Below are 25,727 nucleotides of genomic sequence, written 5' to 3'. Positions count from 1 at the left end.
GAACATATAGCTCATGATGAATGCATCGATGAACAGAATAACTACCAAGGGTATTTTTTCTCTTTTCTTATTATTGATGATGTTTGCTCTGGCTCTGGTGACATCAACCGCCAAAGCTGCATCTCTCTCTAATATTCAAGTTAGTAATAGCCCTTCACAGGCGCAAGTGACATTAACATTTGTTGATGGAAAGCCTGATTATTCCTACTTCCCGTTGCACTCACCAGAACGCTTAGTGATTGATGTTCAGCAACGTGGTGAAATTATTGGCTTACCACTTAAGCTACCGAAAGGGGACTTGGTGAAGCAAGTTCGCGCTAGCCAAGCACCTGATAGCCAGCACAAACGTATCGTCCTTGAGCTTTCTCAAGCGGCAAAAACTAAAGCGGTTGTTCAGCAGGTATCAGGTCAATACCAAGTTGTCTTTACTGTATCAACAGGTAAAGGACAGACATCAAATTCATATAATAATACTGTGATGCCAGCTCAGCCGACGGCAACGCCATCTACACGTAATTCGCAGCCCGTTCAGCCCGTGCAAGAAAAACCACTAAAAATGAATGCGCCAGCGGCGGCGTCATCGACCACGCCATCAACCCCTGCAACACCAACCAAAACCTTGCCAAAAGGCACTAAGCAGGTGGTGATTGCGATTGATGCGGGTCATGGTGGAAAAGACCCAGGTGCGATTGGTAAAAACGGTTATAAAGAAAAAGACGTGACACTAAGTGTGGCGCGTAAATTGTATCAAAAACTGGATGCAGATCCGATGTTTAAGCCTGTAATGACAAGGGACGGAGACTATTTTATTTCCGTCAGCGGTCGTTCAGACGTTGCTCGTAAGAAAGGCGCCAACATGCTGGTTTCTATTCATGCTGATTCAGCACCAAACAGTAGCGCTCGTGGGGCATCCGTTTGGGTACTATCTAATCGCCGAGCAAACAGTGAATTAGGTAGTTGGTTGGAGCAACGTGAAAAACAATCTGAACTTCTTGGTGGGGCGGGTGACGCACTTAGTGGTGCAGATCCGTATTTAAGCCAAGCGGTATTGGATTTACAGTTTGGGCACTCACAACGTGTGGGTTACGATGTTGCCGTTCATGTCATTCAGCAGCTCAGAAAAATTGGTAATATTCATAAGAAAACGCCAGAACATGCGAGCCTTGGCGTACTACGTTCTCCCGATATTCCATCCATTTTAGTGGAAACTGGGTTTATCAGTAATACATCCGAAGAGCAGCTATTGAAGTCCAATGATTATCAAGAAAAAGTGGCTGATGGTATTCACCAAGGGTTACGTCAGTACTTTTTAGCGAATCCGCTGCAAGCAGCGCCAAAATAAGTGAATTAGGTTATGGCAATCCAGATCCTTTCTCCTCAATTAGCGAACCAAATAGCGGCGGGTGAAGTGGTCGAAAGACCCGCCTCCGTGGTTAAAGAGTTAGTCGAAAATAGTCTTGATTCAGGGGCAACTCGTATCGATATCGAGATTGAGCGAGGAGGGGAAAAGCTGATCCGTATTCGAGATAATGGCTGTGGGATCAACAAAGATGAGTTGATCCTCGCTTTAGCGCGCCATGCCACCAGTAAAATTGCGACATTAGATGACCTTGAAGCTATCATGAGCATGGGGTTCCGTGGGGAAGCCCTTGCCAGTATTAGCTCTGTTTCCCGCCTGACATTAACCTCCAAACCTGCAGAGCAAACTGAGGCATGGCAATCCTATGCAGAAGGTCGTGACATGCAGGTGACCGTAAAACCCGCAGCCCATCCAAATGGCACTACAGTCGAAGTGCTGGATCTTTTTTACAATACGCCAGCGCGTCGCAAATTTATGCGCACAGAAAAAACCGAGTTTGGGCATATTGATGAAATCGTGCGTCGAATTGCACTTTCCCGCCCTGATGTAGCGATTAATTTGTCGCACAATGGCAAGTTAGTTAAGCAGTATCGTGCAGCGCAAGATGCCAACCAGCAAGAGCGCCGTTTAGGCACAATCTGTGGAACGGGCTTTATGCAAGGCGCGTTAGCGCTTTCATGGGAGCACAGTGATTTAGGAATCAAAGGCTGGGTGGTTACACCATCAACGACGTCTAGCGGAGTCAGTGATATTCAGTATTGCTATGTGAATGGTCGTATGATGCGCGATAAGCTGATCAACCATGCGATCCGTCAAGCTTATGAAGGTCATTTGGATGAGAATCAACAACCTGCTTATGTGCTGTATTTGACCATCGATCCAAAGCAAGTGGATGTGAACGTCCATCCCGCTAAACATGAGGTGCGTTTTCATCAAGCCAGATTAGTGCATGATTTCATTTATCAAGCGGTACGTACTGTATTGCTTAATGCGCTGACGGAAAATGAACTTCCTGGAATAGAGTCAGTATCCAATGAAGTTGAAAACCGTGCATCTGCAGGAGATAACTACTTTGCATCTCCTGCTTCACCAGAAATAGATAAACCGCAAGGATCTCAACGGATTCATGCTAAAGAGCCTTCACTTTCTTATGATGAACCACGAAGTGAATCAGTAATGGGCAAAAGTCGCTCTTTTGCTTCAGACAATGCAGACAAATCCAGCCCAGTACCAAGCTATAACCGTTCACAACCAAACTACAGCCGCCCAGAGCCAAGCTATGAACGCAAAACGGGAGAGCTGTATCAACGTTTGATGTCGATTCCCGTTGCGCCTGAAGATAAAAAACCATTATTTCCTGAAAGAAAGCCGTTGAGTGTCAATGTTGTAGACAGCCAATCTGTAGCGAAAAGTGCGGATAACTACCAATTCGGTAAAGTATTGACAATTTACGCAAAAAACTTTGCATTAATTGAGTCTTCATTAGGGATAATCCTGTTATCCTTGAATGAAGCGAATTACTTACTCAAGCTGGCTCAATTAACGCCAGAAAATGGTGGATTAAAACCTCAACCGTTGCTAATTCCCTTAAAATTGTCACTAAAAAGTGACGAAATAGAGGTTTTGCAACGTTATAAGGAACAATTGACACTATTTGGTATCGATGCCTCGATATTTCATGGAAAAGTAACAATTCATACGGTATCGTTACCGTTAAGAACGCAAAATTTATCGCAGCTTTTTTCTGATTTAATCGTATTTTTGTCAGCAAAAGAGAGTGTCTCGAATGAAAATATCGCGAAATGGCTAGCAAATGCGATTTCTCAGGCAAAAAACGAAGAAAGTTGGAGTTTGGCGCAAGCAGTTCAATTACTGGCTGATGTTGAGCGGATCTGTCCGCAGTTGGTTACAAATCCACCGCCAACATTATTACAATTAATTAATTTACAACCCGTGGTAGCTACACTGACAAATGAGTGATTTAGTAACTCAACAAAAACCAAATGCCATCTTCTTAATGGGGCCAACGGCTTCGGGCAAAACGGCATTGGCCATCGAATTACGCAAGCATTTGCCTGTGGAGATTATTAGTGTCGATTCGGCATTGATTTATCGAGGAATGGATATTGGTACCGCGAAGCCTACTCAAGAAGAGCTTAGCCAAGCCCCGCATCATTTGATAGATATCCTCGATCCATCTCAGCCTTATTCTGCGGCTGATTTTCGTCGTGACGCATTAAATGTAATGGATGAAATTTCGTCTCAAGGTAAGATTCCATTACTGGTCGGCGGCACTATGCTTTATTTTAAAGCCTTATTAGAAGGGTTATCACCGCTGCCATCAGCCTCTCCAGAAGTTCGTGAGGCAATTGAGAAGATAGCGCAAGAACAAGGTTGGGGTGAGGTTCATCGTCGTTTGGCTGAGGTCGACCCCGTCTCTGCGGCACGTATTCATCCTAATGATCCACAAAGATTATCCCGAGCTTTAGAGGTATATCTCATTTCGGGACAAACTTTGACTGAAATGACTCAAACAGCAGGCACAGAATTGCCTTATAATGTGTTTCAGTTTGCTATTGAGCCACAAGATCGTAAAATTTTACATGAGCGTATCGAACGTCGTTTTCGTTTAATGCTAGAAGCAGGGTTTGAAGACGAAGTTAAAGCGCTATACCAACGAGGTGATCTTCATGTTGATTTACCTTCCATTCGTTGTGTAGGTTATCGGCAAATGTGGTCTTATCTCGATGGTGAAATAGATTATGATGAAATGGTTTATCGAGGGATTTGCGCGACGCGCCAATTGGCTAAACGGCAGATCACTTGGTTGAGAAGCTGGGACAATGTTCATCGGTTAGATAGTGAACAACCTCAGCAAGCGCTTGACACCGTTATACAGGTTATTAGTGCATAGGGCTATTCTTTGTGTACAATTAAAGCGTTAAGCGTAATTTTTGAGTAGTAATTTTTAGGAATCGTAAGATTCTCATTTAAAAAACAACAAAATAAGGAAAACATAGAATGGCTAAGGGGCAATCTTTGCAAGATCCGTTCCTGAACGCATTACGTCGTGAAAGGGTTCCGGTCTCTATTTATTTAGTTAATGGTATTAAATTGCAGGGTCAAATCGAATCTTTTGACCAATTTGTTATTTTGCTGAAAAACACAGTTAGCCAGATGGTTTATAAACACGCTATCTCTACTGTGGTTCCAGCACGCCCTGTTTCTCATCATAGCGGTACTGGTACTGCTGGCGCTGGCAATGGCAACTACCACGGTGGTGCTTCTGCTGGGCAAGATGGCGAATCAACTGAGTAAGACTGTACGCTAAAAACAAGGAAAGCATGGGTAGGGAGACTATACCTGTGTTTTTCCTTTGCAATTATTGTTTAGCCTAAGAGGTTACACCTTGTTTGATAGGTATGAAGGCGGTGAACTAGCTGTACTGGTTCATGTCTTTTTTGATCAAGAAAAAGACGTTGATAATTTAGCAGAATTTGAGTCTTTAGTGACGTCTGCTGGCGTTAAACCTGTACAAATAGTAACTGGCAGCCGTAAGGCTCCCCACCCAAAATTTTTCGTTGGGGAAGGGAAAGCTGAAGAAATCGCTGAAGCCGTCGAAGCTAGTGGTGCGGATGTGGTGCTATTTAACCACACGCTTAGCCCTGCTCAAGAACGTAATCTCGAACGGGTTTGCCAATGTAAGGTCGTTGATCGTACAGGGGTAATTTTAGATATATTTGCACAACGTGCGCGTACGCATGAAGGTAAACTTCAAGTTGAATTAGCTCAATTACGGCATTTATCCACTCGCTTAGTGAGGGGATGGACGCACCTTGAGCGACAAAAAGGCGGGATTGGTTTACGTGGTCCCGGCGAAACTCAGCTTGAAACTGACCGCCGATTACTCAGAGATAAAATCAAACAGATTTTATCTCGTCTCGGACGAGTCGAAAAGCAGCGTGAGCAAGGTCGCCAATCAAGAAGCAAAGCAGATATTCCAACTGTTTCCTTGGTGGGCTATACCAACGCCGGAAAATCCAGTTTATTTAATCGGATGACGTCGGCAGATGTTTACGCAGCAGACCAACTGTTTGCTACGTTAGATCCTACTTTACGTCGTATCGATGTTGATGATGTAGGAACTGTCGTTTTAGCGGACACTGTGGGTTTTATTCGCCACCTTCCACATGATCTAGTTGCTGCATTTAAAGCAACTCTGCAAGAAACACGTGAAGCCACTTTACTACTCCATGTGATTGATGCAGTTGATGTCCGACTGGATGAAAATATCCAAGCGGTTGACAGTGTGCTGGAAGAAATCGAAGCAAATGAAATCCCAACACTTTTAGTGATGAACAAAGTTGATATGCTCGGCGATTTTGTCCCGCGTATTGACAGAGATGAGGATAACAAGCCGGTTCGTGTCTGGGTTTCAGCGCAAACAGGTGAAGGTATCCCTTTGTTGCTTCAAGCATTAACGGAATGTCTTTCAGGTGAGATCGCACATTTTGAATTGCGTTTACCGCCGAATGAAGGTCGCTTACGGAGTCGTTTTTATCAACTTCAATCCATCGAACGTGAATGGCAAGAAGAAGACGGCACTATTGGACTTGAGGTGCGTATGCCAATGGTGGATTGGCGACGTTTATGTAAGCAGGAGCAACAATTACCTAACTATGTTGTTTAAAAATGATGTTAAAACAGTTAGTTGACTGAATTAACCGCAACACAGTTAGGCAATGGAATTGATATTAAGAGCCCAATATCCTCGACTTGATTCAAGACGCCCATGGGTGAAATGAATGATGAGAAATATCGCTCTTAGCCCTAAAAATCAATCATAAAGAATGGAGCTAAAACATGGCGTGGAATCAGCCCGGTAATGACGGACAAGACCGCGATCCGTGGGGAAGCGGCAATAAAGGCAGCAACTCTGGCGGGAACAAAGGTGGTCGGAAACCTGGGGCTTATGATCTCGACGATCTCTTTCGTAAAATAGGCAGCAAGCTTGGCGGCGGCGGTAATAAAGGCGGCGGCGGTGAAGGTAACAACAAACAGCCATCACAGCTGAGCGGTCGTCTAGGTATGTTAGCACTTGCTGCGGTTGTCGTAGTATGGGCTGGCTCAGGCTTCTATACCATTAAAGAAAGTGACCGTGGCGTAGTATTACGTTTTGGTGAATATAGTGGTGTTGTCGGACCTGGTCTGAACTGGAAACCAACGTTTATCGATCAAGTCATTCCTGTGAACGTTGAAACTGTTCGCGAGCAAGCGACTAACGGTATGATGCTGACATCAGATGAAAACGTTATCCGCGTTGAAATGAACGTCCAGTATCGTGTTACTGATCCTGCTCAATACCTGTTCAGCGTAACTAATCCTGATAATAGCCTGCGTCAAGCGCTGGATAGTGCGGTGCGTGGCGTTATTGGTCAATCTGCTATGGAGCAAGTATTGACTACGAATCGAGCCTTTATCCGTGATGTTACGCAGAAAGAGCTAGAAGCTACGATTGCACCATACAAAATGGGTATTACCCTGCTGGACGTCAACTTCCAAGCGGCTCGTCCGCCAGAAGATGTTAAAGCGGCGTTTGATGATGTAATCTCCGCAAGGGAAGAAGAACAAAAAACAATTCGTGAAGCGCACGCTTACCGAAATGAAGTTCTGCCTCTCGCGAAAGGTAACGCGCAACGTATGATCGAAGAAGCTGAAGCTTACAAGGCGAGCGTCGTCTTCAAAGCAGAGGGTGAGGTCGCAAGCTTTGCGAAAATGCTACCTGAATATCGTGCTGCACCAGAAATTACCCGCGAGCGTTTATACATCGAAACGATGGAACGCGTATTAGCAAATACACGTAAAGTAATTGCTAATGATAAGAGCAACAGCATGTTAGTCCTGCCGTTGGATCAAATCATGCGTGGTGCGACGGGCAATACGCCTGCGGCGCCAAAAGTGAATCAGTCAGCAAGAATGACGAACTCAACGAACAATTCATCTTCTACGAGTTCAGCACCTGCGCAGCCAAACAATTCTGTGCGTGGTGATGCAGTTAGAGTTGGGAGACAATAATCATGCGTAAGTCATTTATTTTTGTAGTGATTGCTGTTTTAGCCGTTGCCTACGCATCAATCTTTATTGTTCCTCAAACTGAGCGCGGTATTGTATTACGCTTTGGTAAGGTTTTACGTGATTCTGAGAATAAACCCATCGTTTATGAACCAGGTCTGCATTTCAAAGTTCCATTTATTGAAACTGTAAAAATGCTAGATGCACGTATTCAAACGTTAGAAATTCAAGCTGACCGTTACCTAACTAGCGAAAACAAAGACTTAATGGTGGATTCATACCTGAAATGGCGTGTTACTGATTTCAGCCGTTACTATGTAGCGACTGGCGGCGGTAACCCATTCCAAGCAGAAACCCTGTTAAAACGTAAGTTCAGTGACCGTTTACGTTCTGAGTTTGGTCGTTTAAGCGTTAAAGACATCATCACTGACTCTCGTGGTCGTTTAACCGTTGATGTTCGCGATGCACTGAACAAAGGTACAGCAACTGACGAAGCAACCAAAGACGCTGATGCTGCAATTGCAGATGCGGCGGCTCGCGTTGAAAAAGAAACTAACTTGAAGCCACTGGTTGTTAACGCAAACAGTATGGCGGCGTTAGGTATCGAAGTGGTTGACGTGCGTATCAAACGTATTGAATTACCAAATGAAGTTTCTGAAGCCATCTATGCACGTATGCGTGCAGAGCGTGAAGCGGTAGCGCGTCAGCATCGTTCACAAGGTCAAGAAGAAGCAACTAAAATTCGTGCGGTAGCGGATAAGACAGTAACAGAAACACTGGCAGAATCAGAGCGTACAGCGCTGACCCTGCGAGGTGAAGGTGATGCAATGGCAACGAAACTGTTTGCTGATGCATTCAACCAAGACCCAGAGTTTTATGCCTTTATTCGTAGCCTGCGTGCTTATGAGCAGAGCTTCAAGAACGGTGATGATGTGATGGTGCTTAGCCCAGACACTGATTTCTTCCGTTTTATGAAGGCGCCAACTAAGCTGCGTTCAACGGATTAAATGATAAACAGATTAAGTTACGTGCAACGAGCTTAAATTACTGTTAATCTAATAAAGAAAAGCCCGCTTCGGTGGGCTTTTTTTCGCCTGTCGTTTTAAGTGATGGATTTTTCAGGGAAAATTTGAGCTGCTCAGGTTGGGAAAATTCACTTTGAGTCTACGACAGAAATAAAACTACCATTTTACTTGCTTTCTAGAAAAAAATTTTTGTAATGCCAAAATATCACTGGAACAGTTCATTTTTGATGGTAGAATTCATTTTTAAGCAACCGAGTGTATTTCGAAATGGGTAAGAACGTTGTCGTACTGGGCACCCAATGGGGTGACGAAGGGAAGGGCAAGATCGTTGACTTGCTGACAGAACGAGCTAAATATGTAGTTCGCTATCAGGGCGGCCATAATGCTGGCCATACTCTTGTTGTAAACGGTGAAAAAACCGTTCTCCACTTAATTCCATCCGGTATTCTTCGTGAAAATGTCATCAGCATCATTGCTAATGGTGTTGTTCTTGCGCCTGATGCTTTAATGAAAGAGATGAAAGAACTGGAAGATCGCGGTGTTCCTGTTCGTGAGCGTTTACGTATCTCTGAAGCATGCCCACTGATCCTGCCTTATCACATCGCATTAGACAATGCGCGTGAAAAAGCGCGTGGAGCAAAAGCTATCGGTACAACTGGTCGTGGCATCGGTCCTGCATACGAAGATAAAGTTGCACGTCGCGGTCTGCGTGTTGGTGACTTATTCGATAAAGCAACTTTCGCTGAAAAATTAAAAGAAATCATCGAATACCATAACTTCCAACTGGTTCACTACTACAAAGAGCCAGCGGTTGATTACCAAAAAACGTTAGATTACGTCATGTCAGTTGCAGACCTTCTGACTAGCATGGTAATTGATGTTTCTGATTTGCTCTACAAAGCGCATCAGAAGAATGAATTAGTGATGTTTGAAGGTGCACAAGGTACGCTGCTGGATATCGACCACGGTACTTATCCGTATGTAACTTCTTCAAACACAACAGCGGGTGGTGTTGCAACAGGCTCAGGCTTAGGTCCACGTTATGTGAACTACGTTCTGGGGATCATCAAAGCTTACTCAACACGTGTTGGTGCGGGTCCATTCCCAACTGAACTGTTTGATGAAACGGGTGAATTCCTGCGTGAGAAAGGCCAAGAATTCGGTGCAACCACTGGTCGTAAACGTCGTACTGGTTGGTTAGACATCGTGGCTATCAACCGTGCTGTACAAATTAACTCCCTGTCAGGTTTCTGCTTAACTAAACTGGACGTTTTAGACGGTTTAGAAGAAGTGAAAATCTGTGTTGGCTACCGTCGTCCAGATGGCAAAGTGTTAGAAACAACACCTTTAGCCGCCGATGAGTGGGTTGGTTTAGAGCCAGTTTACGAAAGCATGCCAGGCTGGAGCGAAACGACTTTCGGCGTTAAAGAAAGAGCGTTACTGCCACAAGCAGCTTTAGATTACATCCAACGCATTGAAGAATTGACGGGCATTCCTGTTGATATTATTTCAACTGGTCCAGACCGTTCAGAAACGATGATCCTGCGTGATCCGTTTGACGTTGAGTAATAGACAGAACAGCGCTCACTGAGCGCTGTTTTTTTATCTCTCCCATTTTCCTTCCGATGAATTCCTTTTTGATAAAACGCTAAAATTTTCAGATAATATCCATCAAGTTGAACATTATGTGCCATTGTAAGCATCTTTACGGGCAAGGATGGGCTAGACTAAAACTAAGGCGATATACTGTAGAAAATCGTTCAAATTGACCGTTAGATGGTAGCCAAAAAAACAAATATAACGAAAATGGCAGATAAGTATTTCACTACATACTGTAGTACCAAAAATTTTTGAGGTGATTGTGCAGCTGACAAGTTTTACTGATTATGGGTTACGCGCCCTAATTTATTTAGCCGCCCTAGAAAAAGGGCAAATGACGAGTATTACACAAGTCACTGAAGTGTATGGTGTTTCTCGTAATCACATGGTTAAAATTATTAATCAGCTAAGCCACCTTGGCTATGTAAAAGCCACCCGTGGTAAAAATGGCGGGATCGCACTGGGTCAACCGGCGGAATCCATTCGGATCGGTGATGTTGTCCGCGCATTAGAACCACTCACTCTAGTCAATTGTAGTGGCGAATTTTGCCATATTACGCCCGCTTGCCGCCTAAAAGGTGTATTGCAAAAGGCGATACACCAATTTTTACAAGAACTAGACCAATATACGCTAGCGGACATGGTCAAAGATAATAGTCCGCTGTATCAATTACTGCTCGATTAATGTCTCAGTAATTTATCACTCTGATGACAATGGAGGTAACAATGTCAAACGATCCTTTTCAGGAAAGAGAAGCAGAAAAATACGAATCCCCAATTCCGAGTAGAGAGTTTATTTTAGATCTCTTATCTAAGCGCACAGCACCTGCAAACCGTGAAGAAATTGCACAGCTACTCAACCTCTCTACGGAAGATGAATTGGAAGCATTGCGTCGTCGCTTACGTGCGATGGAACGTGATGGACAGTTAGTTTTCACTCGCCGCAAATGTTATGCATTACCAGAGCGTATTGACCTATTAAAAGGTAAAGTTATTGGTCACCGTGATGGTTATGGTTTCTTGCGTGTCGAAGGTAAAAAAGAAGATTACTACTTATCTCAAGATGAGATGAAGCGCGCTTTACATGGCGATGTGATTTTGGCTCAACCTTATGGTCAAGACCGTAAAGGGCGTACTGAAGTGCGTGTTGTACGTGTATTAGAGCCGCGCAATAACCAAATTGTTGGACGCTATTTTATTGAAGCGGGAATGGGGTTTGTTGTTCCTGATGATAGCCGTTTAAGTTTCGATATTTTAATTCCGAAAGACAAACAGTGTGGCGCCCGTATGGGTAACGTGGTGGTGGTAGAATTAGAAACTCGCCCACAACGCCGCTCTCAAGCTGTTGGGAATATTATTGAAGTACTCGGTGAGACTATGGGTACGGGTATGGCGGTAGAAATCGCATTACGTACTCATGAAATTCCGCACTCTTGGCCGCCACAAGTGACAAAGCAAGTGGCTGATTACAGTGAAACAGTCCCTGAAGCTGCGAAGAAAGGGCGTGTGGATCTACGCGATCTTCCACTCGTTACCATCGATGGCGAAGACGCTCGTGACTTCGATGACGCCGTTTACTGTGCACCGAAAAAAGGTGGCGGTTGGCGTTTATGGGTGGCGATTGCGGATGTGAGCTATTATGTCCGCCCACAAACGGCACTGGATACGGAAGCCCATAGCCGTGGTAACTCGGTCTACTTCCCATCCCAAGTTGTGCCAATGCTACCGGAAGTGCTGTCTAACGGATTATGTTCACTAAACCCAGGCGTAGATCGTCTGTGTATGGTATGTGAAATGACGGTTTCGGCATCTGGAAAACTTTCTTCATATAAATTCTATGAAGCGGTGATGAGCTCCCACGCGCGTTTAACCTACACCAAAGTGTGGAAAATGCTGCAAGGGGATGAAGAGCTACGCGAGCATTACAAAGCGTTAGTGCCTCATATCGAGCATTTACACCAATTATACAAAGCGTTAGATGCAGCACGTATTGAGCGTGGCGCTATCTCGTTTGAGTCTGAAGAAGCCAAATTTATCTTCAATGCGGAACGTCGCATTGAGCGTATTGAGCCTGTAGAGCGTAATGATGCACACAAATTAATTGAAGAGTGCATGATTTTAGCTAATATTGCGGCGGCGCGATTTGTTGAGAAAAACGAAGAGCCTGCACTATACCGTGTGCATGACCGTCCGAAAGAAGAGAGCGTTATGAACTTACGCTCAGTATTCAGCGAGTTAGGTTTAACACTGCCGGGTGGCATGAAGCCAGAGCCAAGAGATTACGCCCAAGTAATGAACGAAGTGGCTGAGCGCCCAGACCATGAGCTATTGCAGACCATGATTTTGCGTTCAATGAAGCAAGCGATTTATGATCCAGAAAACCGCGGTCACTTTGGTTTAGGTCTAAAATCGTATGCGCACTTTACCTCGCCAATTCGTCGTTATCCTGACTTAAGCTTGCACCGTGGTATTAAATACTTACTGGCAAAAGAGCATGGTCATGGCGATAAGCGCTGGACGGAAACGGGCGGATGGCACTCCGATATGGACAGCATGCTGCAATTGGGCGAGCACTGCTCACTGACTGAGCGCCGTGCCGATGAAGCTACCCGTGACGTCGCAGATTGGTTAAAATGTGACTTCATGCAAGACCAAGTGGGACAAGTATTTACTGGACTTATCACTAGCGTGACAGGTTTCGGTTTCTTTGTTCGCTTAAATGACCTATTCATTGATGGCTTAGTGCATATCTCAACCCTCGATAACGACTATTATCGTTATGACGCGGTTGGACAGCGCTTAATCGGTGAATCTTCCGGTACAACTTATCGCCTTGGCGATGAAGTGGAAATCCGTGTAGAAGCGGTACATATGGATGAGCGCACCATTGATTTTGCTTTAATTTCAACGACACGAAAAGCGAAAAACCCGGGCAAAACCACGCGGGATAAGATGAAGAAAGAAGTTAAAAATGCGACACGTTCAGCCCGTCGAAAAGGTGATGTGAGCAAAGAAAAAAACTTCGAACCTGATTCTGCATTTCGTCGTTCAGAGAAAAAAGGCAAGAAAGACAGCAAAGAAGCTAAACCTGAAGGTAAAGGAAACGGTAAAGCGAAAAGCAAAAAGCCGTCCGATAAAACCAAAAAAATCAGTGCCAAGTTAAAAGCAAAACGCGTGGCGAAAAAATCCCAAAAACAAGAGGGATAAGCGCGTTTCATGATACAAGGTGGCGGGCAATCGCCACCTTTTGATTTTCCACCTATTTAATGTTCTCAACCTAAAAGATATTTATGAGCGAAATTATTTATGGCATTCACGCAGTGAAAGCCCTGCTTGAGCGTTCTCCGCAACGTATTAAAGAAGTCTATATTTTAAAAGGTCGTGAAGACCGCCGCCTGATGCCTATCGTTCATGAAATCGAAGCGTTGGGGATTGTGGTGCAAGTGGCAAATCGCCAATGGATGGACGCACAAACTGAAGGTGCAGTACACCAAGGGATTATCGCCAATGTGTTAGCCGGTAAACAGTATCAAGAAGGGGATCTTCCAGATTTACTGGAAAGCACCGAATCGCCATTTTTACTGATCCTCGACGGTGTGACTGACCCACATAACTTAGGTGCGTGTTTACGTAGTGCAGACGCAGCCGGTGTTCATGCAGTGATTGTTCCTAAAGACAAATCCGCACAATTGAACGCAACCGCGAAGAAAGTGGCATGTGGTGCAGCGGAAAATGTTCCGCTGATCCGTGTGACTAACTTGGCAAGAACCTTACGTTTACTGCAAGAGTACAATGTGTGGATTGTCGGCACCGCCGGCGAAGCTGACCATAACTTGTATCAAAGTAAACTGACTGGCGCTATCGCATTAGTGATGGGCGCGGAAGGTGAAGGTATGCGTCGTTTGACTCGCGAACATTGCGACGAGCTGATTAGCATCCCAATGGCGGGCTCAGTTTCATCGCTGAACGTCTCTGTGGCAACGGGCGTGTGCCTGTTTGAAGCAGTACGTCAACGCATTGCCAAATAAATCATAAAATAATTTTTGCTTAATTTGTCCCCATCTCTTGAGTTTTTTATCTGGGATGGGTATAGTTACGCGTCAATTTTTTAGCCGCACTCAACAAGTTCCTTGCCTCCGCGGGCCGCGGTTAACCCAGACAGGAGGCTAATAATCCGTAAGGAGCAACTACTAATGCGTCATTACGAAATCGTTTTTATGGTCCATCCTGACCAAAGCGAACAGGTTCCGGGCATGATCGAGCGTTACAGTGCTGTTATCACTAACGCACAAGGTCAGATTCACCGTCTGGAAGACTGGGGCCGTCGTCAACTGGCTTACCCAATCAACAAACTGCACAAAGCTCACTATGTTCTGCTGAACGTAGAAGCTCCACAGGAAGCGATTGATGAGCTGGAAACTAACTTCCGCTTCAACGATGCCGTTATCCGCAGCATGGTTATGCGCTTAAAACACGCAGTAACAGAAGCTTCTCCAATGGTCAAAGCCAAAGACGAACGTCGCGGCCGTGACATGTCTGATGATTATCAAGACGAAGAAGCAGAAGAAACTGGGGATTCTGAAGAGTAATTGCTCAGGTGATCACTAATCGTCTAGTGCTGACAGGCACAGTCTGTAAAGCATTGATTCGAAAAGTGAGTCCGTCCGGCATTCCACATTGCCAGTTTGTTTTAGAACATCGTTCTGGACAACAGGAAGCTGGAATGTCACGGCAAGCATGGTGCAGAATGCCCGTCATTGCCAGCGGACAAGCCTTACAAACCCATACTCACAGTATAACGGTCGGCAGTCTGATTACTGTTACAGGTTTCATTAGTACCCATCAGGGACGTAATGGAATCAGTAAATTAGTCTTACATGCCGAGCAGATTGATTTGATAGATTCTGGAGACTAGCCATATGGCACGTTATTTCCGTCGTCGCAAGTTCTGCCGTTTCACAGCGGAAGGCGTTCAAGAGATCGACTATAAAGATATCGCAACGCTGAAAAACTATATCACTGAAAGTGGTAAAATTGTACCAAGCCGTATCACCGGTACTCGTGCAAAATATCAACGCCAGCTCGCTCGTGCTATCAAGCGCGCTCGCTACCTGTCTCTGTTACCATACACTGATCGTCATCAGTAATTGGTACAGTCCATTAACGACTAATAGAGGATAAGGTAATGCAAGTTATTCTGCTTGATAAAGTAGCTAACCTAGGTAGCCTGGGTGACCAAGTTAACGTTAAATCGGGCTACGCTCGTAACTTCTTAGTACCACAGGGCAAAGCTGTTCCTGCAACTAAGAAAAACGTTGAATTCTTCGAAGCTCGCCGCGCTGAACTGGAAGCTAAATTAGCTGACGTTCTGGCAGCAGCACAGGCTCGTGCAGCAGCTGTTACTGCGCTGGGTTCTGTTACTCTGGCTTCTAAAGCTGGTGACGAAGGTAAACTGTTCGGTTCAATCGGTACTCGTGACATCGCTGACGCAATCACTGCGGCTGGCGTTAAAGTTGCGAAAAGCGAAGTTCGCCTGCCAAACGGCGTTCTGCGTACTACTGGTGACCACGAAGTTCACTTCCAGTTACACAGCGATGTTTTCGCAGAGCTGAACGTTATCATCGTTGCTGAGTAATCAATAATGATGATAGTTGCCACTGTTAACGCGGTGGCACAATAAAAAAACACCGGGAATCCGGTGTTTTTTTATTTCTAGCATATCTAAAACTTACTGATTAACTGAACATTGGTAATCCAGTAATTCTCCTGCACTACCTAAATTAAACTGCCAAACATCCATCCGATTCGCTAATAATACCATCGAACCATCTTTCAGCTCCGTCACCGCCAGTCCATAGTTCCCCATGTTGTCATTATGTGCTTGAACATATTCATTTAGCTGCTTGAAAGGGCTTTGTTGGCTATCTAACTTTTTCGCCCAATATTCATACCCTTCCAATTCCACTGGAAAAACATGCCACTCAGATTTAATCGCATCTGCATGTTGGTTAACTAGCTCAATAACCTGCGGTTTTAGGCAAGCAATATGGATATGAAGTTGATCTTGGGAACGCCCATATTGTGAATTAATCGCTAAAGCGAGTTTATCATCGCTAATAACGGGTTGACCCGCGGGGCTAACACTCTCACGTTCATTCCAGGCAAGTGTAAAGTAATCCGGACTATTATCTTCGAGTAATAAAGGGGATTCGATACCACTGACTTTATCGGTTGGCAGTACCAAATTATGAACCGGGCCTTTTTTATCTTTGAAGAGTACATAGCGATTGTCTAAATCCACTTTCATGCAAGATGGATTACGCTGGTCAGGATCATTGATAGCAATGCACTGCTGGCTAATGATATTCCACAGCCCATCTGCATGGTATTTAATCCATGAAATATAGCCAATAAGACTGAGTAGTAGGAGTAAAACTACGGCGGCAATAATTTTAATGAGCTTCTTTTTGCAGGTATTGTTGTTTTTCTGCATAGATTGTCCTGTTCTTTTCCCTGTTTAACTATTAAGTGTAATAAAGAACAGTGATTATATGTAGTTTATGGTGAGAAATGTCATCAAATAACGTCTCAATTGAATTTTTATTCTGAAAATAAAAGAAAGGTCGGGGTATTGTATGAAATCCCCGACGTTAAAATATAAATTAAGGTGTTCGGTAATAGCTACCATCGCTTAAGCGTGTAAAGCTATAGGTTTGACCGTTGGTTGCTGTAATTTCCAGCTGTTGAACTTCACCTTTCCCATTGGCTTTCAATCGGATTTTCTGCCCTTGCTGCAAGTTGCTAAGGGGTTTTTCTGAGCCTTCAGCTTTTGCCATGATAAAGGCATCATTTGCCTGCAAGTTATTATCACGAAATAGCTGCGCCAATGTTTTTCCTTTCTGAACGCGATAATTCTGCCATTCATTAGCTGACGGGCGAGTGGTTGGTGGCGTGGATGGCTGTGATGGCACGCTGGTGCTTGGCTGCTGTGTCGGCTGAGATGTTTGCGGCTCTTGAATAATTTCAGGCTCACTTGGCAATGGCGGTGATGTCTCTGGGATGTTGGTTGTCGGTTGCTCTGGTTGCGATAACACCGTATCCGGGATTGGATTAGGCTGCGAAGTCGGTGGGATCACGATAGGTTGGTTTGGCACATTGCTTGTATTATTTTGGGTGGAATTAGATTTATCGCCAGCAGGCCAAAATAAGGCAGCAATAACGATCAGCGCTAGAATAGCAATTCCATAGCGATGAAAAGTGGATAGTCTCAACATGACCCCTCCTATATTTGAGGAATAATTAATCACAGACGTTTTAACGCATACTAGCACTATTTACGCGTAAATTAACAAGTTGAAGACTAATTTAGGAGAACACTGAATAATTTAGACAGTTTTATTCTTCCGTTATCGGGTTTAGGTTTACCCATAGGAAAGGGGCTGCTATCCTTGGTTTTTCTCAAAAATGAAATGGGTATTTTCATGGCAAACCAAAACTTTGATTCAGTAGAAGCTCAAGCGAGCTATGGCATTGGTCTACAAATTGGACAGCAATTATTAGAATCAGGACTAGAAGGTTTAGTTCCAGACGCAATTTTAGCGGGTCTGACTGATTCTTTAGAAGGCAACATGCCATCAGTTCCAGTTGAAGCTCTGCATAAAGCACTGCGTGAAATGCACGAGCGTGCAGATGCAGTTCGCCAAGAGCGTCAAAAAGAACTGGCTGCAGAAGGTCAAAAATTCTTAGATGAAAACCAGAAGAAAGACGGCGTATCGACTACTGAGTCTGGTTTGCAATTCTCTGTGATCAACCAAGGTGAAGGCGCAATCCCAGCTCGTTCTGACCGTGTTCGCGTTCATTACACCGGTCGTTTAATTGACGGTACTGTGTTCGACAGTTCCGTACAGCGCGGTCAGCCAGCAGAATTCCCAGTAAGCGGCGTGATCCCTGGTTGGATTGAAGCACTGACATTAATGCCAGTGGGTTCAAAATGGGAATTATACATTCCTCATGAATTAGCTTACGGTGAGCGTGGTGCTGGCGCATCCATTCCGCCATTCAGCACCCTCGTTTTCGAAGTTGAGTTACTGGAAATTTTATAATTTTCTGACTGACTTACAGAAAAGAATAATAGCCTCATTCGCTTGCCATTTTGGTATAGCTAATGAGGCTTTTTTATTAGCGTAAATATTCTGCTCTTGTTACTCTTAAAGGCTTAGTGTCATTAGGGGAAATAAAATGCGCCAACAACTTTGTACGCTTGCCCGAGAGGCGGGTGATGCCATCATGAAAATCTACAATGGGCATGCGCCATTGCGGGTTGAACATAAACAAGATGATTCCCCTGTCACGGCTGCGGATATTGCTGCCCATCAAATCATCAAGAAGGGGCTTTCAGGTTTATCACCTGATATCCCTCAACTTTCAGAAGAAGATCCACCAGAATGGTCTGTACGTCGTGATTGGCAACGTTACTGGCTTATTGACCCATTGGATGGAACTAAAGAATTCATTAATCGCAATGGTGACTTCACCGTGAATATTGCGTTAATTGAAAATGGCATTCCAGTCATGGGGGTGGTTTTCGCACCCGCAAAAGGTTTGATGTATTACGCCGAAGGCTCTCAAGCGTGGAAAGAAGAGCATGGACAAGTTCAGCGCATTCACGTCAAAGCTGCGACGCCGCCTGTGGTGGTGATCAGCCGTTCTCATCAAGACCCCCAATTGATGGCGTATCTCGCTAACCTTCCGGAACATCGCACAGCTGAGATAGGTTCATCGCTAAAATTTTGTTTAGTGGCTGAAGGTAGCGCACAGTTATACCCTCGTTTTGGGCCTACCAATATCTGGGATACAGCCGCAGGGCATGCAGTGGCATTAGGTGCAGGGGCAAGCGTGGTGGATTGGCAGGGAAATACACTGGATTATTCCCCGAGAGAGTCTTTTTTGAACCCCGGTTTTGAATGTCGTTAAGATAGCGAAAATAGCAAGATAATAAAAAGTCGGGTAGCTAATGATCAACTTCCCCGACTTGAACAATATGATTTAATGTTTAGTTATCTAATTGCAGCACTTTAGCCGTTGCAGTACGAATATCTAAACATGCTTTTGCATCCTGTTTTAAATCAATTCCATAAGTTGGAATGATAGTCTTCAGGCGTGCTTCCCAACCATCCGCAGAGAGTTGATCTGCAAAGCAGGTTTTCAGTACATTGAGTGCGATAAACGCAGCAGTCGATGCGCCCGGTGATGCACCCATTAATACGGTGAACGATTTATCTGCACTCGTAATCAGCTCAGTACCGAACTCTAATACGCCTTTTTTCACCGGATCAGGTTTAATGATCTGAACGCGTTGACCCGCGACCACTTCTTTCCAATCTTCACGCTGCGCATCAGGATAGAATTTTTGCAGCATAGAGAATTGATGGGCAGACGTTTGCAGCACTTGTCCCACGAGATATTCAGCCAATGACCAATCATCTTTCGCGATGGCAAGCATCGGTTCAATATTGTTCAGTCTGATGGAATCAAACAGATCCAAATAAGATCCATGTTTTAGGAACTTACTCGAGAAACCAGCATACGGTCCAAACAGTAAAGAGCGTTTTCCGCCGATGATACGGGTATCTAAATGCGGTACAGACATCGGTGGTGAGCCCTTATCGGCTTTTCCGTAAACTTTGGCGTGGTGGCGAGCAGCGACTTTTTCATCGTCACAGCGCAACCAAATTCCACTCACAGGGAATCCGCCATAGCCTTTACCTTCCGGAATACCGGATTTTTGCAGTAATTCAATGGCGCGACCACCGGCTCCCACAAACACAAATTTTGCGGACGTGATGGTTTTTTCGTGGGTCAGAAGGTTCTTCACTTCCACATTCCAGCGCCCATCAGGCGTCTGTGTCACATCAATCACTTCATGTTTATAGTGAAGAGAAAACCCTTTTTGTTCGCTCAGTTGCGCCATCAATAAGTGGGTTAAGGCACCGTAATCTACGTCAGCCCCAGTAACGACACGGGTAACCGCAATTTTTTCATTAGGATCACGGCCTTCAACCACTAATGGCGCCCACTCATCAATCTGTTTTAGGTCATCGCTGTATTCCATATTATGGTAACAGTGATGGGCAGACATTTGACGGAAACGTTGTTGTAAAAACTTGATGTTGTCTGCACCAGAGACAAAGCTCATGTGTGGACAAGGATGGATAAAGTCCCGTGGATTTTTGATTTTGCCTTTGGTGACTAAGTAGGACCATAGCTGGCGAGATAGGTCAAATTCAGTGTTTACTTCAAGGGCTTTGCTGATATCTACCGTGCCATCAGGGTTTGGCGGGGTATAGTTCATTTCACAGTTTGCTGCGTGACCTGTTCCCGCGTTATTCCATGGATGGGAACTCTCTTGGGCACAATCATTTAATCTTTCGAATACCGCGATAGTGAGATTTGGCTCCAGCTCTTTAAGAAAAGTGCCGAGCGTGGCGCTCATGATCCCTGCACCGACTAGTGCGATATCAACATTTTCTGCAATGGGTTTAGTCATGGAAATCCCTATTTTTTATTCGGAGTGAAACACAAGTCTGTACCGTCTTGATACACTACATAAGCGCGTCTCCAAGGCTCATCACCAATCAGACGCCATTTGTGTCCTGTTCCGGTGTTGTCTTGAGCAAGCAGAATGTCACCTGGTTTGATAATAAATGTGGAGCCATCTTTGGTTTCGAACTCTAAGGTACCAGTGAGGGTGATTACATAGCGAGGAACGGGGTCTTTATGCCAATCCCACGAGCCACCTGAAACGGTTTCGCGGAAGGTGAGCTCACTGACGGCAATGACAGGGCTTTGGTCATCTCCACGAGCAACACCATTCAGTTCAATGGTGCCTTCTTCAAACAGAGAGTTACCGTCTTCACCTGTCCACATACGAATACAACGGATCATCTTATTTAGCTCCTTAACTTAAGAATAATATTGCTTAATAACTAAGATAATATTCAGTGTTTCGATTTTTACCTTAACGAAAAATAGTGAAGTTCAGAAAATAGGATGTCTTTAAATCTAAAGTTTTTTAATGGCAAGGTCAAAGTTAATATTTTTAAGTGAAAGTATTTTATTGAAAAAATAGACTTTTTAATTTTATCGATGATTGTTTTTGGATGGGTTTATTTGATGTTTTTTTAATTTAAATCAAAGCGATAAAAGATAATTCTTTTTTGATGGAATAAACTCTATTTTATTCTTTTTATTATCGAGTTTAGATGCTCGGTAATGGAAAGTGTAATAAATTGTAATTTATAAAAAATAAGAGAATAAAGTATGAAAATAAGAAAGAGAATAGAAAAATAAATAGCAAAGAAATCGTTTAATGATGACTATATAAAATAGTTTAAGAGTAGAAGGGTAAAAATGCTATTTTCACCCTTTAAAAATTAACTATTTTTTGGATTTAGAATTCCGCTTAAGGCGAGATGTTGAATAAGCATAATGGTTTTGCCATCCATGATTTCACCATTTTTGATAGCGGCAAGTGCATCAGGGAATGACCATTCCATAACCTCAATATCTTCACCTTCATCAGCGAGTCCGCCACCATCACTTTGGCGGTCTTTATCACTGTATTGGGCAATGTAAAAATGCAGCTTTTCCGTGACGGAGCCTGGGCTCATAAAGGCTTCAAACACCTTTTCGATATTATCAATTTTATAGCCAGTCTCTTCTTCGGCTTCAGCAATAATTCTTGCTTCAGGGGAAGAACCTTCAAGTAGTCCGGCAGCGGCTTCAATCAGCAACTGTTTATATCCAGAAACGTACATTGGCATACGGAATTGACGGATCAAGATAATGCTATTTTTGGATGTGTTATACAGCAAAATGACAGCGCCATCGCCACGGTCATACACTTCACGCTCTTGTTTTTGCCAAGAACCGTCGTGTCGCTGTAATTCATAGGTATATTTTTTGAGAATGTACCAATTATCTGACAGTAATTTTTCGCTGATATTCCTAACTTGAGGCTGTTTCATAAATAAGTCGCGCAGAGATAAGATAAATTTAATCTAGCACTATAAATAGAAAGGGAAAATAGACAGTAAATAATAAAAAGCCAGTAAGGTTGTATTACTGGCTTTTTATCGAGATGGATTATTTGATGATTTGCAGTTGTTTAACGTCGATCTCTTTAGAGTTCCAGTCTTTATCAACTTCACCGCGAATTTCGATTTTATCTTTCGGCGTGACGTTCACTCCATTGAAGCGTTTTTGGCTAATTTCAACGGTGATTGTGCCTGTGCCATCGGTGAATTCGTAATGTTTTTTATCCAGTTGTTTAACGAGATTACCGCGTAAAACAACCCAGCTGTTGTCAGATAATTCAAGGGCTTTTGCAACCGTTGTTTCACTTGCATTCGGTCCGTTAAAACCGCCTTCTTGGGTTTTCATGGTTTCAGTGTTAGTGGTGTTGGCGACTTCACCTGGACCTGAAAAACCACCGGTAGCAGCAAAAACAGGGGCGGTAGCAAGGGCAGCGATTAAGGTGATTAAAGGTAATTTTTTCATTTTTGTTTCTCCACAAGTAACCAGAAATTTGGTCTATGGGATGTATTTAACCAAGTAAATCTTAACAGGATCTTAAGAACTCAAATTAATTAAATATATTTTTAATTTGGACAATCACCACTGGTCATCATGAATTTAATAAGATAAATATAACAATATTCGATGCGGAGGTTGAGTATGCGTATTTTATTAATAGAAGATGATCGATTAATTGGCGATGGTCTAAAAGTAGGGTTAACACAATTGGGGTTTACCCTTGATTGGTTTATGGATGGTAAACAAGGTCAACAAGCTTTGTTTGATGCCCCTTATGATGCTGTTGTGCTGGATTTATCACTTCCGCATATTGATGGTATGGATATTTTGAAGTTCTGGCGTAAGCAAGGGCGTGATGAGCCTGTTTTGATTCTGACGGCGCGGGATGCCCTTGAGCAACGAGTGAATGGGTTACAGCAAGGGGCTGATGATTATCTGTGTAAGCCGTTTGCGCTTGCGGAGGTTGCAGCACGTTTGCAAGCGTTGATCCGTCGGCGCAGTGGGCAGCTATCACCCACTTTGGTTCATGGTGACGTGGAGATGGATCCTTTAGCGATGACGGTCACTTATCAAGGAAATCCTGTGCAGTTGAAGGGTAAGGAGCTGGCGCTATTATCATTATTTTTGCATAACCCGAAAAAAGTGCTGTCCCGTAGTGCGATAGAAGAAAAGCTGTATAACTGGGATGAAGAAGTCTCTAGTAACTCGGTTGAAGTTCATATTCACCACTTACGCCGTAAATTAGGCAGTAAGTTTATTCAAACTGTTCATGGTGTTGGTTATCGACTGGGTGATGAAGCATGAAAACGTTCAGCTTAAGGCTCAAATTGACTTTGATGTTATTGCTCCTCGCGGTAATGACGTGGGGAATTGCTAGCTCATTGGCGTGGTATCAAACCTATAAAACCATTAACGAATTGTTTGATACTCAACAAATGGTATTTGCAAAGCGCTTATCTGTGTTACCGACGGATATCGACTTGCCTCAAGCATCATTGAGTAAAACCAAAAAGTTATTGCGAAAAAATCGTGGAAGCCAAGACGATGACGCGTTGGCGTTTGCGATTTTTACTCCGAGTGGAGAAATGGTGCTCAATGATGGGGACAACGGACGTAAAATCGAGTTTCAATTTACGCGTGAAGGATTCATCGAGGGAACACTCAAAGGTAGTGATGATGAGTGGCGCTTTGTTTGGCTTAAATCTATTGATAATCAATATATTATTGCAGTAGGGCAAGAATGGGAATACCGCCAAAGTATGGCTAATAGCATTATGTTTTCCCAGCTCATACCGTGGCTGGTGGCGCTGCCGATAATGTTAATCGTATTTTTATGGTTGCTCACTCGAGCATTAAAACCCCTGCGGGATGTGGCTAAACAGCTACGGCAGAGAAAACCGGATGAGCTGAGCCCAGTGATGGTGCCGACAATTCCTAGTGAAGCAAAGCCAATCCTAGATTCCCTGAACGGATTATTCGACAAAATAAACCACATGTTTGTTCGTGAACGGCAATTTACCTCTGATGCTGCCCATGAACTGCGTAGTCCTCTTGCTGCACTGAAAGTCCAAACCGAAGTGGTGCAAATTGCTGGAAGTGACGAGGCGATTCGCCAACATGCAGTGGCTAATCTTTCAGAAGGGATTGACCGAGCCACTCGGCTAGTGGATCAGCTATTAACCTTATCCCGCTTAGAGTCTTCTAATCAGTTAGATGATGTGAACGAAGTGAGTTGGCAGGAATTAATTGAGCAAGCCGTTAAAGAGAGCGAGCTGGAAGCTCGGCAAAATCAGGTAACGTTGAAAATATCAATCATTGAAACGCCGCCGCCTTTTAAAGGGCAGAAACTTTTATTGTCCGTACTCTTAAGAAATCTTCTTCACAATGCTATCCGCTATGGTAAGGCTGCCGGTAAGGTTGAAGTCAATTTGTATCGCCACTATCTGGAAGTGAAAGATGATGGTGATGGGGTTTCTTCTGAGGTATTAGCGCGCTTAGGGGAGCGTTTCTATCGACCACCGGGACAAGAAAAAACGGGCAGTGGCTTAGGGTTATCAATTGTTAAACGCGTGGCTCAGTTACACCATCTCCATGTGACGTTTAATAATGTCACGGAAGGGGGCTTTTGTGTTACTGTTCGCTGGAATGCATAATTTAGTCTATTTTATGCACAATATTGAATGAGATTGTTGCAGAATAATCCGCTGAATTTTAATCTTATTGTGATGTGCTTTTGCGGTTATGTTCAGCAGGAACTCATGATAGTAAAACAAATTCCTGAGCGTCAATGTCAGTCGACGCTCAGGAAAACATGATGTTTATGATAATGAGAGCCGGAGTGGCTCTTTTCTTATCTGTTGAATGTTGATTTTGCTAACTCTGGTTCTGCTAATTACGGCTTTTCTAATTCGGTGACAATCACGCTAATGGCTTTATTGATTTCTTGAGGCGTTAGTGCGCCATCTTTATAAAATAAGACATTACCTTGCTTGTTGAGAATGATAATGGCGGAACTGTCTGGCGCAAGGCTCCATGCATTCTTCACGACACCATCACTATCAACAATAAATTGGGAGTAAGGAAACTCTTTCTTGCTGTCTTCCACGCTGTTTTTTACAAATACACCGGTACCAAAAATTGAATCATCCGTATTGATAATGCTGGTGGTTTGGTATTTATCGTGAGGGAATTTGGCTTGTTTAATCGCTTCGATAAGCGGAGCATTAAGCTCTTTGGCTGAAGAGCGTCCAGCAATGTGTTGAATGGTGCGAACTTTACCGGAAAGTTGCTGGCTCTTCCACGGTTGGTAATTGAATTTTCCCGCATTATCTAACTGTAATTCGCCTTTATCTGTGACGGTAACGGCGGGGACAGGTTGATTTAATTGAAGATTAATCGCGAATCCCGTCGAAGATAAACCTAACAAGCAGGTTAATAAAAGCAGTTTTTTTATCATAAAGGTACCTTTAGAAATCATTGTCGTTGTTGTGTATAGGGTGAGGATTTCTGGTGCTGCTAGTTATAGCATAGCTCATCGGATGAGTGGCAAGATGAAAATTAACAAAATCGTAAAATTC

The 25,727-nt window shown here is 43.8% G+C and carries 26 protein-coding genes; 19 read left to right on the top strand and 7 right to left on the bottom strand.

The features are described from left to right. Positions 1-13 precede the first annotated feature (13 nt). From amiB to rplI, 15 genes are all read left to right on the top strand, one after another. Positions 14-1,342 (top strand): N-acetylmuramoyl-L-alanine amidase AmiB, encoded by a 1,329-nt coding sequence (gene amiB, locus GKR61_RS01125; protein WP_036948929.1) that lies wholly within the window; start codon positions 14-16, stop codon positions 1,340-1,342. Positions 1,343-1,354: 12 nt separating this feature from the next. After that, complete coding sequence (mutL, locus tag GKR61_RS01120) at positions 1,355-3,340, top strand: DNA mismatch repair endonuclease MutL (RefSeq protein WP_154599713.1); 1,986 nt, start codon at positions 1,355-1,357, stop codon at positions 3,338-3,340. Continuing rightward, the gene (gene miaA / locus GKR61_RS01115; RefSeq protein WP_036948935.1) at positions 3,333-4,274 is read left to right on the top strand and encodes a tRNA (adenosine(37)-N6)-dimethylallyltransferase MiaA; all 942 of its coding nucleotides are present in this window, start codon (positions 3,333-3,335) and stop codon (positions 4,272-4,274) included. Before mutL ends, miaA begins: the two co-directional genes overlap by 8 nt. A 107-nt stretch (positions 4,275-4,381) precedes the next feature. Beyond that, on the top strand, positions 4,382-4,678 hold the full coding sequence (gene hfq, locus GKR61_RS01110) for an RNA chaperone Hfq (RefSeq protein ID WP_154639489.1): 297 nt from the start codon (positions 4,382-4,384) through the stop codon (positions 4,676-4,678). A 91-nt stretch (positions 4,679-4,769) separates the two neighbouring features. Then, a complete protein-coding gene (hflX, locus tag GKR61_RS01105; RefSeq protein ID WP_036948938.1) occupies positions 4,770-6,050 on the top strand; it encodes a ribosome rescue GTPase HflX in 1,281 nt (426 codons plus the stop codon). A 173-nt stretch (positions 6,051-6,223) separates the two neighbouring features. Next, positions 6,224-7,435 carry an FtsH protease activity modulator HflK gene (gene hflK / locus GKR61_RS01100; RefSeq protein WP_036948941.1) on the top strand — a complete coding sequence of 404 codons (1,212 nt, stop codon included), beginning with the start codon at positions 6,224-6,226 and terminating at the stop codon, positions 7,433-7,435. Positions 7,436-7,437: 2 nt separating this feature from the next. After that, the gene (gene hflC / locus GKR61_RS01095; protein WP_036948944.1) at positions 7,438-8,439 is read left to right on the top strand and encodes a protease modulator HflC; all 1,002 of its coding nucleotides are present in this window, start codon (positions 7,438-7,440) and stop codon (positions 8,437-8,439) included. Positions 8,440-8,724: 285 nt separating this feature from the next. Beyond that, positions 8,725-10,026 (top strand): adenylosuccinate synthase, encoded by a 1,302-nt coding sequence (locus GKR61_RS01090; RefSeq protein ID WP_036948947.1) that lies wholly within the window; start codon positions 8,725-8,727, stop codon positions 10,024-10,026. Between the two features lie 292 nt (positions 10,027-10,318). After that, positions 10,319-10,741: a nitric oxide-sensing transcriptional repressor NsrR gene (gene nsrR / locus GKR61_RS01085; RefSeq protein ID WP_272537325.1), complete on the top strand. Its 423-nt coding sequence runs from the start codon at positions 10,319-10,321 to the stop codon at positions 10,739-10,741. A gap of 41 nt (positions 10,742-10,782) precedes the next feature. After that, positions 10,783-13,263 (top strand): ribonuclease R, encoded by a 2,481-nt coding sequence (gene rnr, locus GKR61_RS01080; RefSeq protein ID WP_154599712.1) that lies wholly within the window; start codon positions 10,783-10,785, stop codon positions 13,261-13,263. Between the two features lie 83 nt (positions 13,264-13,346). Further along, positions 13,347-14,084 (top strand): 23S rRNA (guanosine(2251)-2'-O)-methyltransferase RlmB, encoded by a 738-nt coding sequence (rlmB, locus tag GKR61_RS01075; RefSeq protein WP_036948954.1) that lies wholly within the window; start codon positions 13,347-13,349, stop codon positions 14,082-14,084. Between the two features lie 165 nt (positions 14,085-14,249). Beyond that, positions 14,250-14,645 carry a 30S ribosomal protein S6 gene (gene rpsF, locus GKR61_RS01070; protein ID WP_006657979.1) on the top strand — a complete coding sequence of 132 codons (396 nt, stop codon included), beginning with the start codon at positions 14,250-14,252 and terminating at the stop codon, positions 14,643-14,645. An 8-nt stretch (positions 14,646-14,653) separates the two neighbouring features. Further along, positions 14,654-14,971: a primosomal replication protein N gene (gene priB / locus GKR61_RS01065; protein ID WP_036948958.1), complete on the top strand. Its 318-nt coding sequence runs from the start codon at positions 14,654-14,656 to the stop codon at positions 14,969-14,971. A gap of 4 nt (positions 14,972-14,975) precedes the next feature. Continuing rightward, a complete protein-coding gene (gene rpsR / locus GKR61_RS01060) occupies positions 14,976-15,203 on the top strand; it encodes a 30S ribosomal protein S18 (RefSeq protein ID WP_000135199.1) in 228 nt (75 codons plus the stop codon). Positions 15,204-15,241: 38 nt separating this feature from the next. Then, entirely contained in the window at positions 15,242-15,691 is a 450-nt protein-coding gene (rplI, locus tag GKR61_RS01055) for a 50S ribosomal protein L9 (RefSeq protein WP_036948960.1), read from the top strand. Between the two features lie 93 nt (positions 15,692-15,784). On the opposite strand, the gene GKR61_RS01050 is transcribed toward rplI, so the two are convergent. Both GKR61_RS01050 and GKR61_RS01045 read right to left on the bottom strand, forming a co-directional pair. Continuing rightward, complete coding sequence (locus GKR61_RS01050; protein WP_154639488.1) at positions 15,785-16,549, bottom strand: CDP-diacylglycerol diphosphatase; 765 nt, start codon at positions 16,547-16,549, stop codon at positions 15,785-15,787. Between the two features lie 169 nt (positions 16,550-16,718). Continuing rightward, the gene (locus GKR61_RS01045; RefSeq protein ID WP_154599711.1) at positions 16,719-17,330 is read right to left on the bottom strand and encodes a LysM-like peptidoglycan-binding domain-containing protein; all 612 of its coding nucleotides are present in this window, start codon (positions 17,328-17,330) and stop codon (positions 16,719-16,721) included. 207 nt (positions 17,331-17,537) lie between these two features. On the opposite strand from GKR61_RS01045, the gene GKR61_RS01040 reads away from it, so the two are divergent. Both GKR61_RS01040 and cysQ read left to right on the top strand, forming a co-directional pair. Next, on the top strand, positions 17,538-18,158 hold the full coding sequence (locus tag GKR61_RS01040) for a peptidylprolyl isomerase (RefSeq protein WP_036949262.1): 621 nt from the start codon (positions 17,538-17,540) through the stop codon (positions 18,156-18,158). Between the two features lie 136 nt (positions 18,159-18,294). Then, positions 18,295-19,029, top strand: a complete 735-nt coding sequence (gene cysQ, locus GKR61_RS01035) for a 3'(2'),5'-bisphosphate nucleotidase CysQ (RefSeq protein WP_154599710.1) — start codon at positions 18,295-18,297, stop codon at positions 19,027-19,029. Between the two features lie 79 nt (positions 19,030-19,108). Here the strand turns inward: cysQ and mqo are convergent, their stop codons facing one another. The 4 genes from mqo to GKR61_RS01015 form a co-directional block, all read right to left on the bottom strand. Beyond that, positions 19,109-20,602 carry a malate dehydrogenase (quinone) gene (gene mqo, locus GKR61_RS01030; RefSeq protein WP_036948971.1) on the bottom strand — a complete coding sequence of 498 codons (1,494 nt, stop codon included), beginning with the start codon at positions 20,600-20,602 and terminating at the stop codon, positions 19,109-19,111. Between the two features lie 8 nt (positions 20,603-20,610). Then, a complete protein-coding gene (locus GKR61_RS01025; protein WP_036948974.1) occupies positions 20,611-21,000 on the bottom strand; it encodes a cupin domain-containing protein in 390 nt (129 codons plus the stop codon). A 488-nt stretch (positions 21,001-21,488) separates the two neighbouring features. Further along, positions 21,489-22,082: an NUDIX domain-containing protein gene (locus GKR61_RS01020; RefSeq protein ID WP_036948977.1), complete on the bottom strand. Its 594-nt coding sequence runs from the start codon at positions 22,080-22,082 to the stop codon at positions 21,489-21,491. 118 nt (positions 22,083-22,200) lie between these two features. Continuing rightward, on the bottom strand, positions 22,201-22,614 hold the full coding sequence (locus GKR61_RS01015) for a YgiW/YdeI family stress tolerance OB fold protein (protein WP_036948980.1): 414 nt from the start codon (positions 22,612-22,614) through the stop codon (positions 22,201-22,203). A 177-nt stretch (positions 22,615-22,791) separates the two neighbouring features. Between GKR61_RS01015 and qseB the strand changes: the two genes are divergently transcribed. Both qseB and qseC read left to right on the top strand, forming a co-directional pair. Beyond that, complete coding sequence (qseB, locus tag GKR61_RS01010) at positions 22,792-23,454, top strand: quorum sensing response regulator transcription factor QseB (protein ID WP_036948983.1); 663 nt, start codon at positions 22,792-22,794, stop codon at positions 23,452-23,454. Further along, complete coding sequence (gene qseC / locus GKR61_RS01005; RefSeq protein ID WP_154639487.1) at positions 23,451-24,803, top strand: quorum sensing histidine kinase QseC; 1,353 nt, start codon at positions 23,451-23,453, stop codon at positions 24,801-24,803. Before qseB ends, qseC begins: the two co-directional genes overlap by 4 nt. A gap of 239 nt (positions 24,804-25,042) precedes the next feature. Here the strand turns inward: qseC and GKR61_RS01000 are convergent, their stop codons facing one another. After that, complete coding sequence (locus tag GKR61_RS01000; protein ID WP_154599709.1) at positions 25,043-25,606, bottom strand: YtfJ family protein; 564 nt, start codon at positions 25,604-25,606, stop codon at positions 25,043-25,045. Positions 25,607-25,727: the final 121 nt, after the last annotated feature.

This window comes from Providencia sp. wls1916 (assembly GCF_009706585.1).
GTDB classification, from domain to species: Bacteria; Pseudomonadota; Gammaproteobacteria; order Enterobacterales; family Enterobacteriaceae; genus Providencia; species Providencia lanzhouensis.
This window is presented reverse-complemented; position numbering and strand designations above follow the sequence as displayed.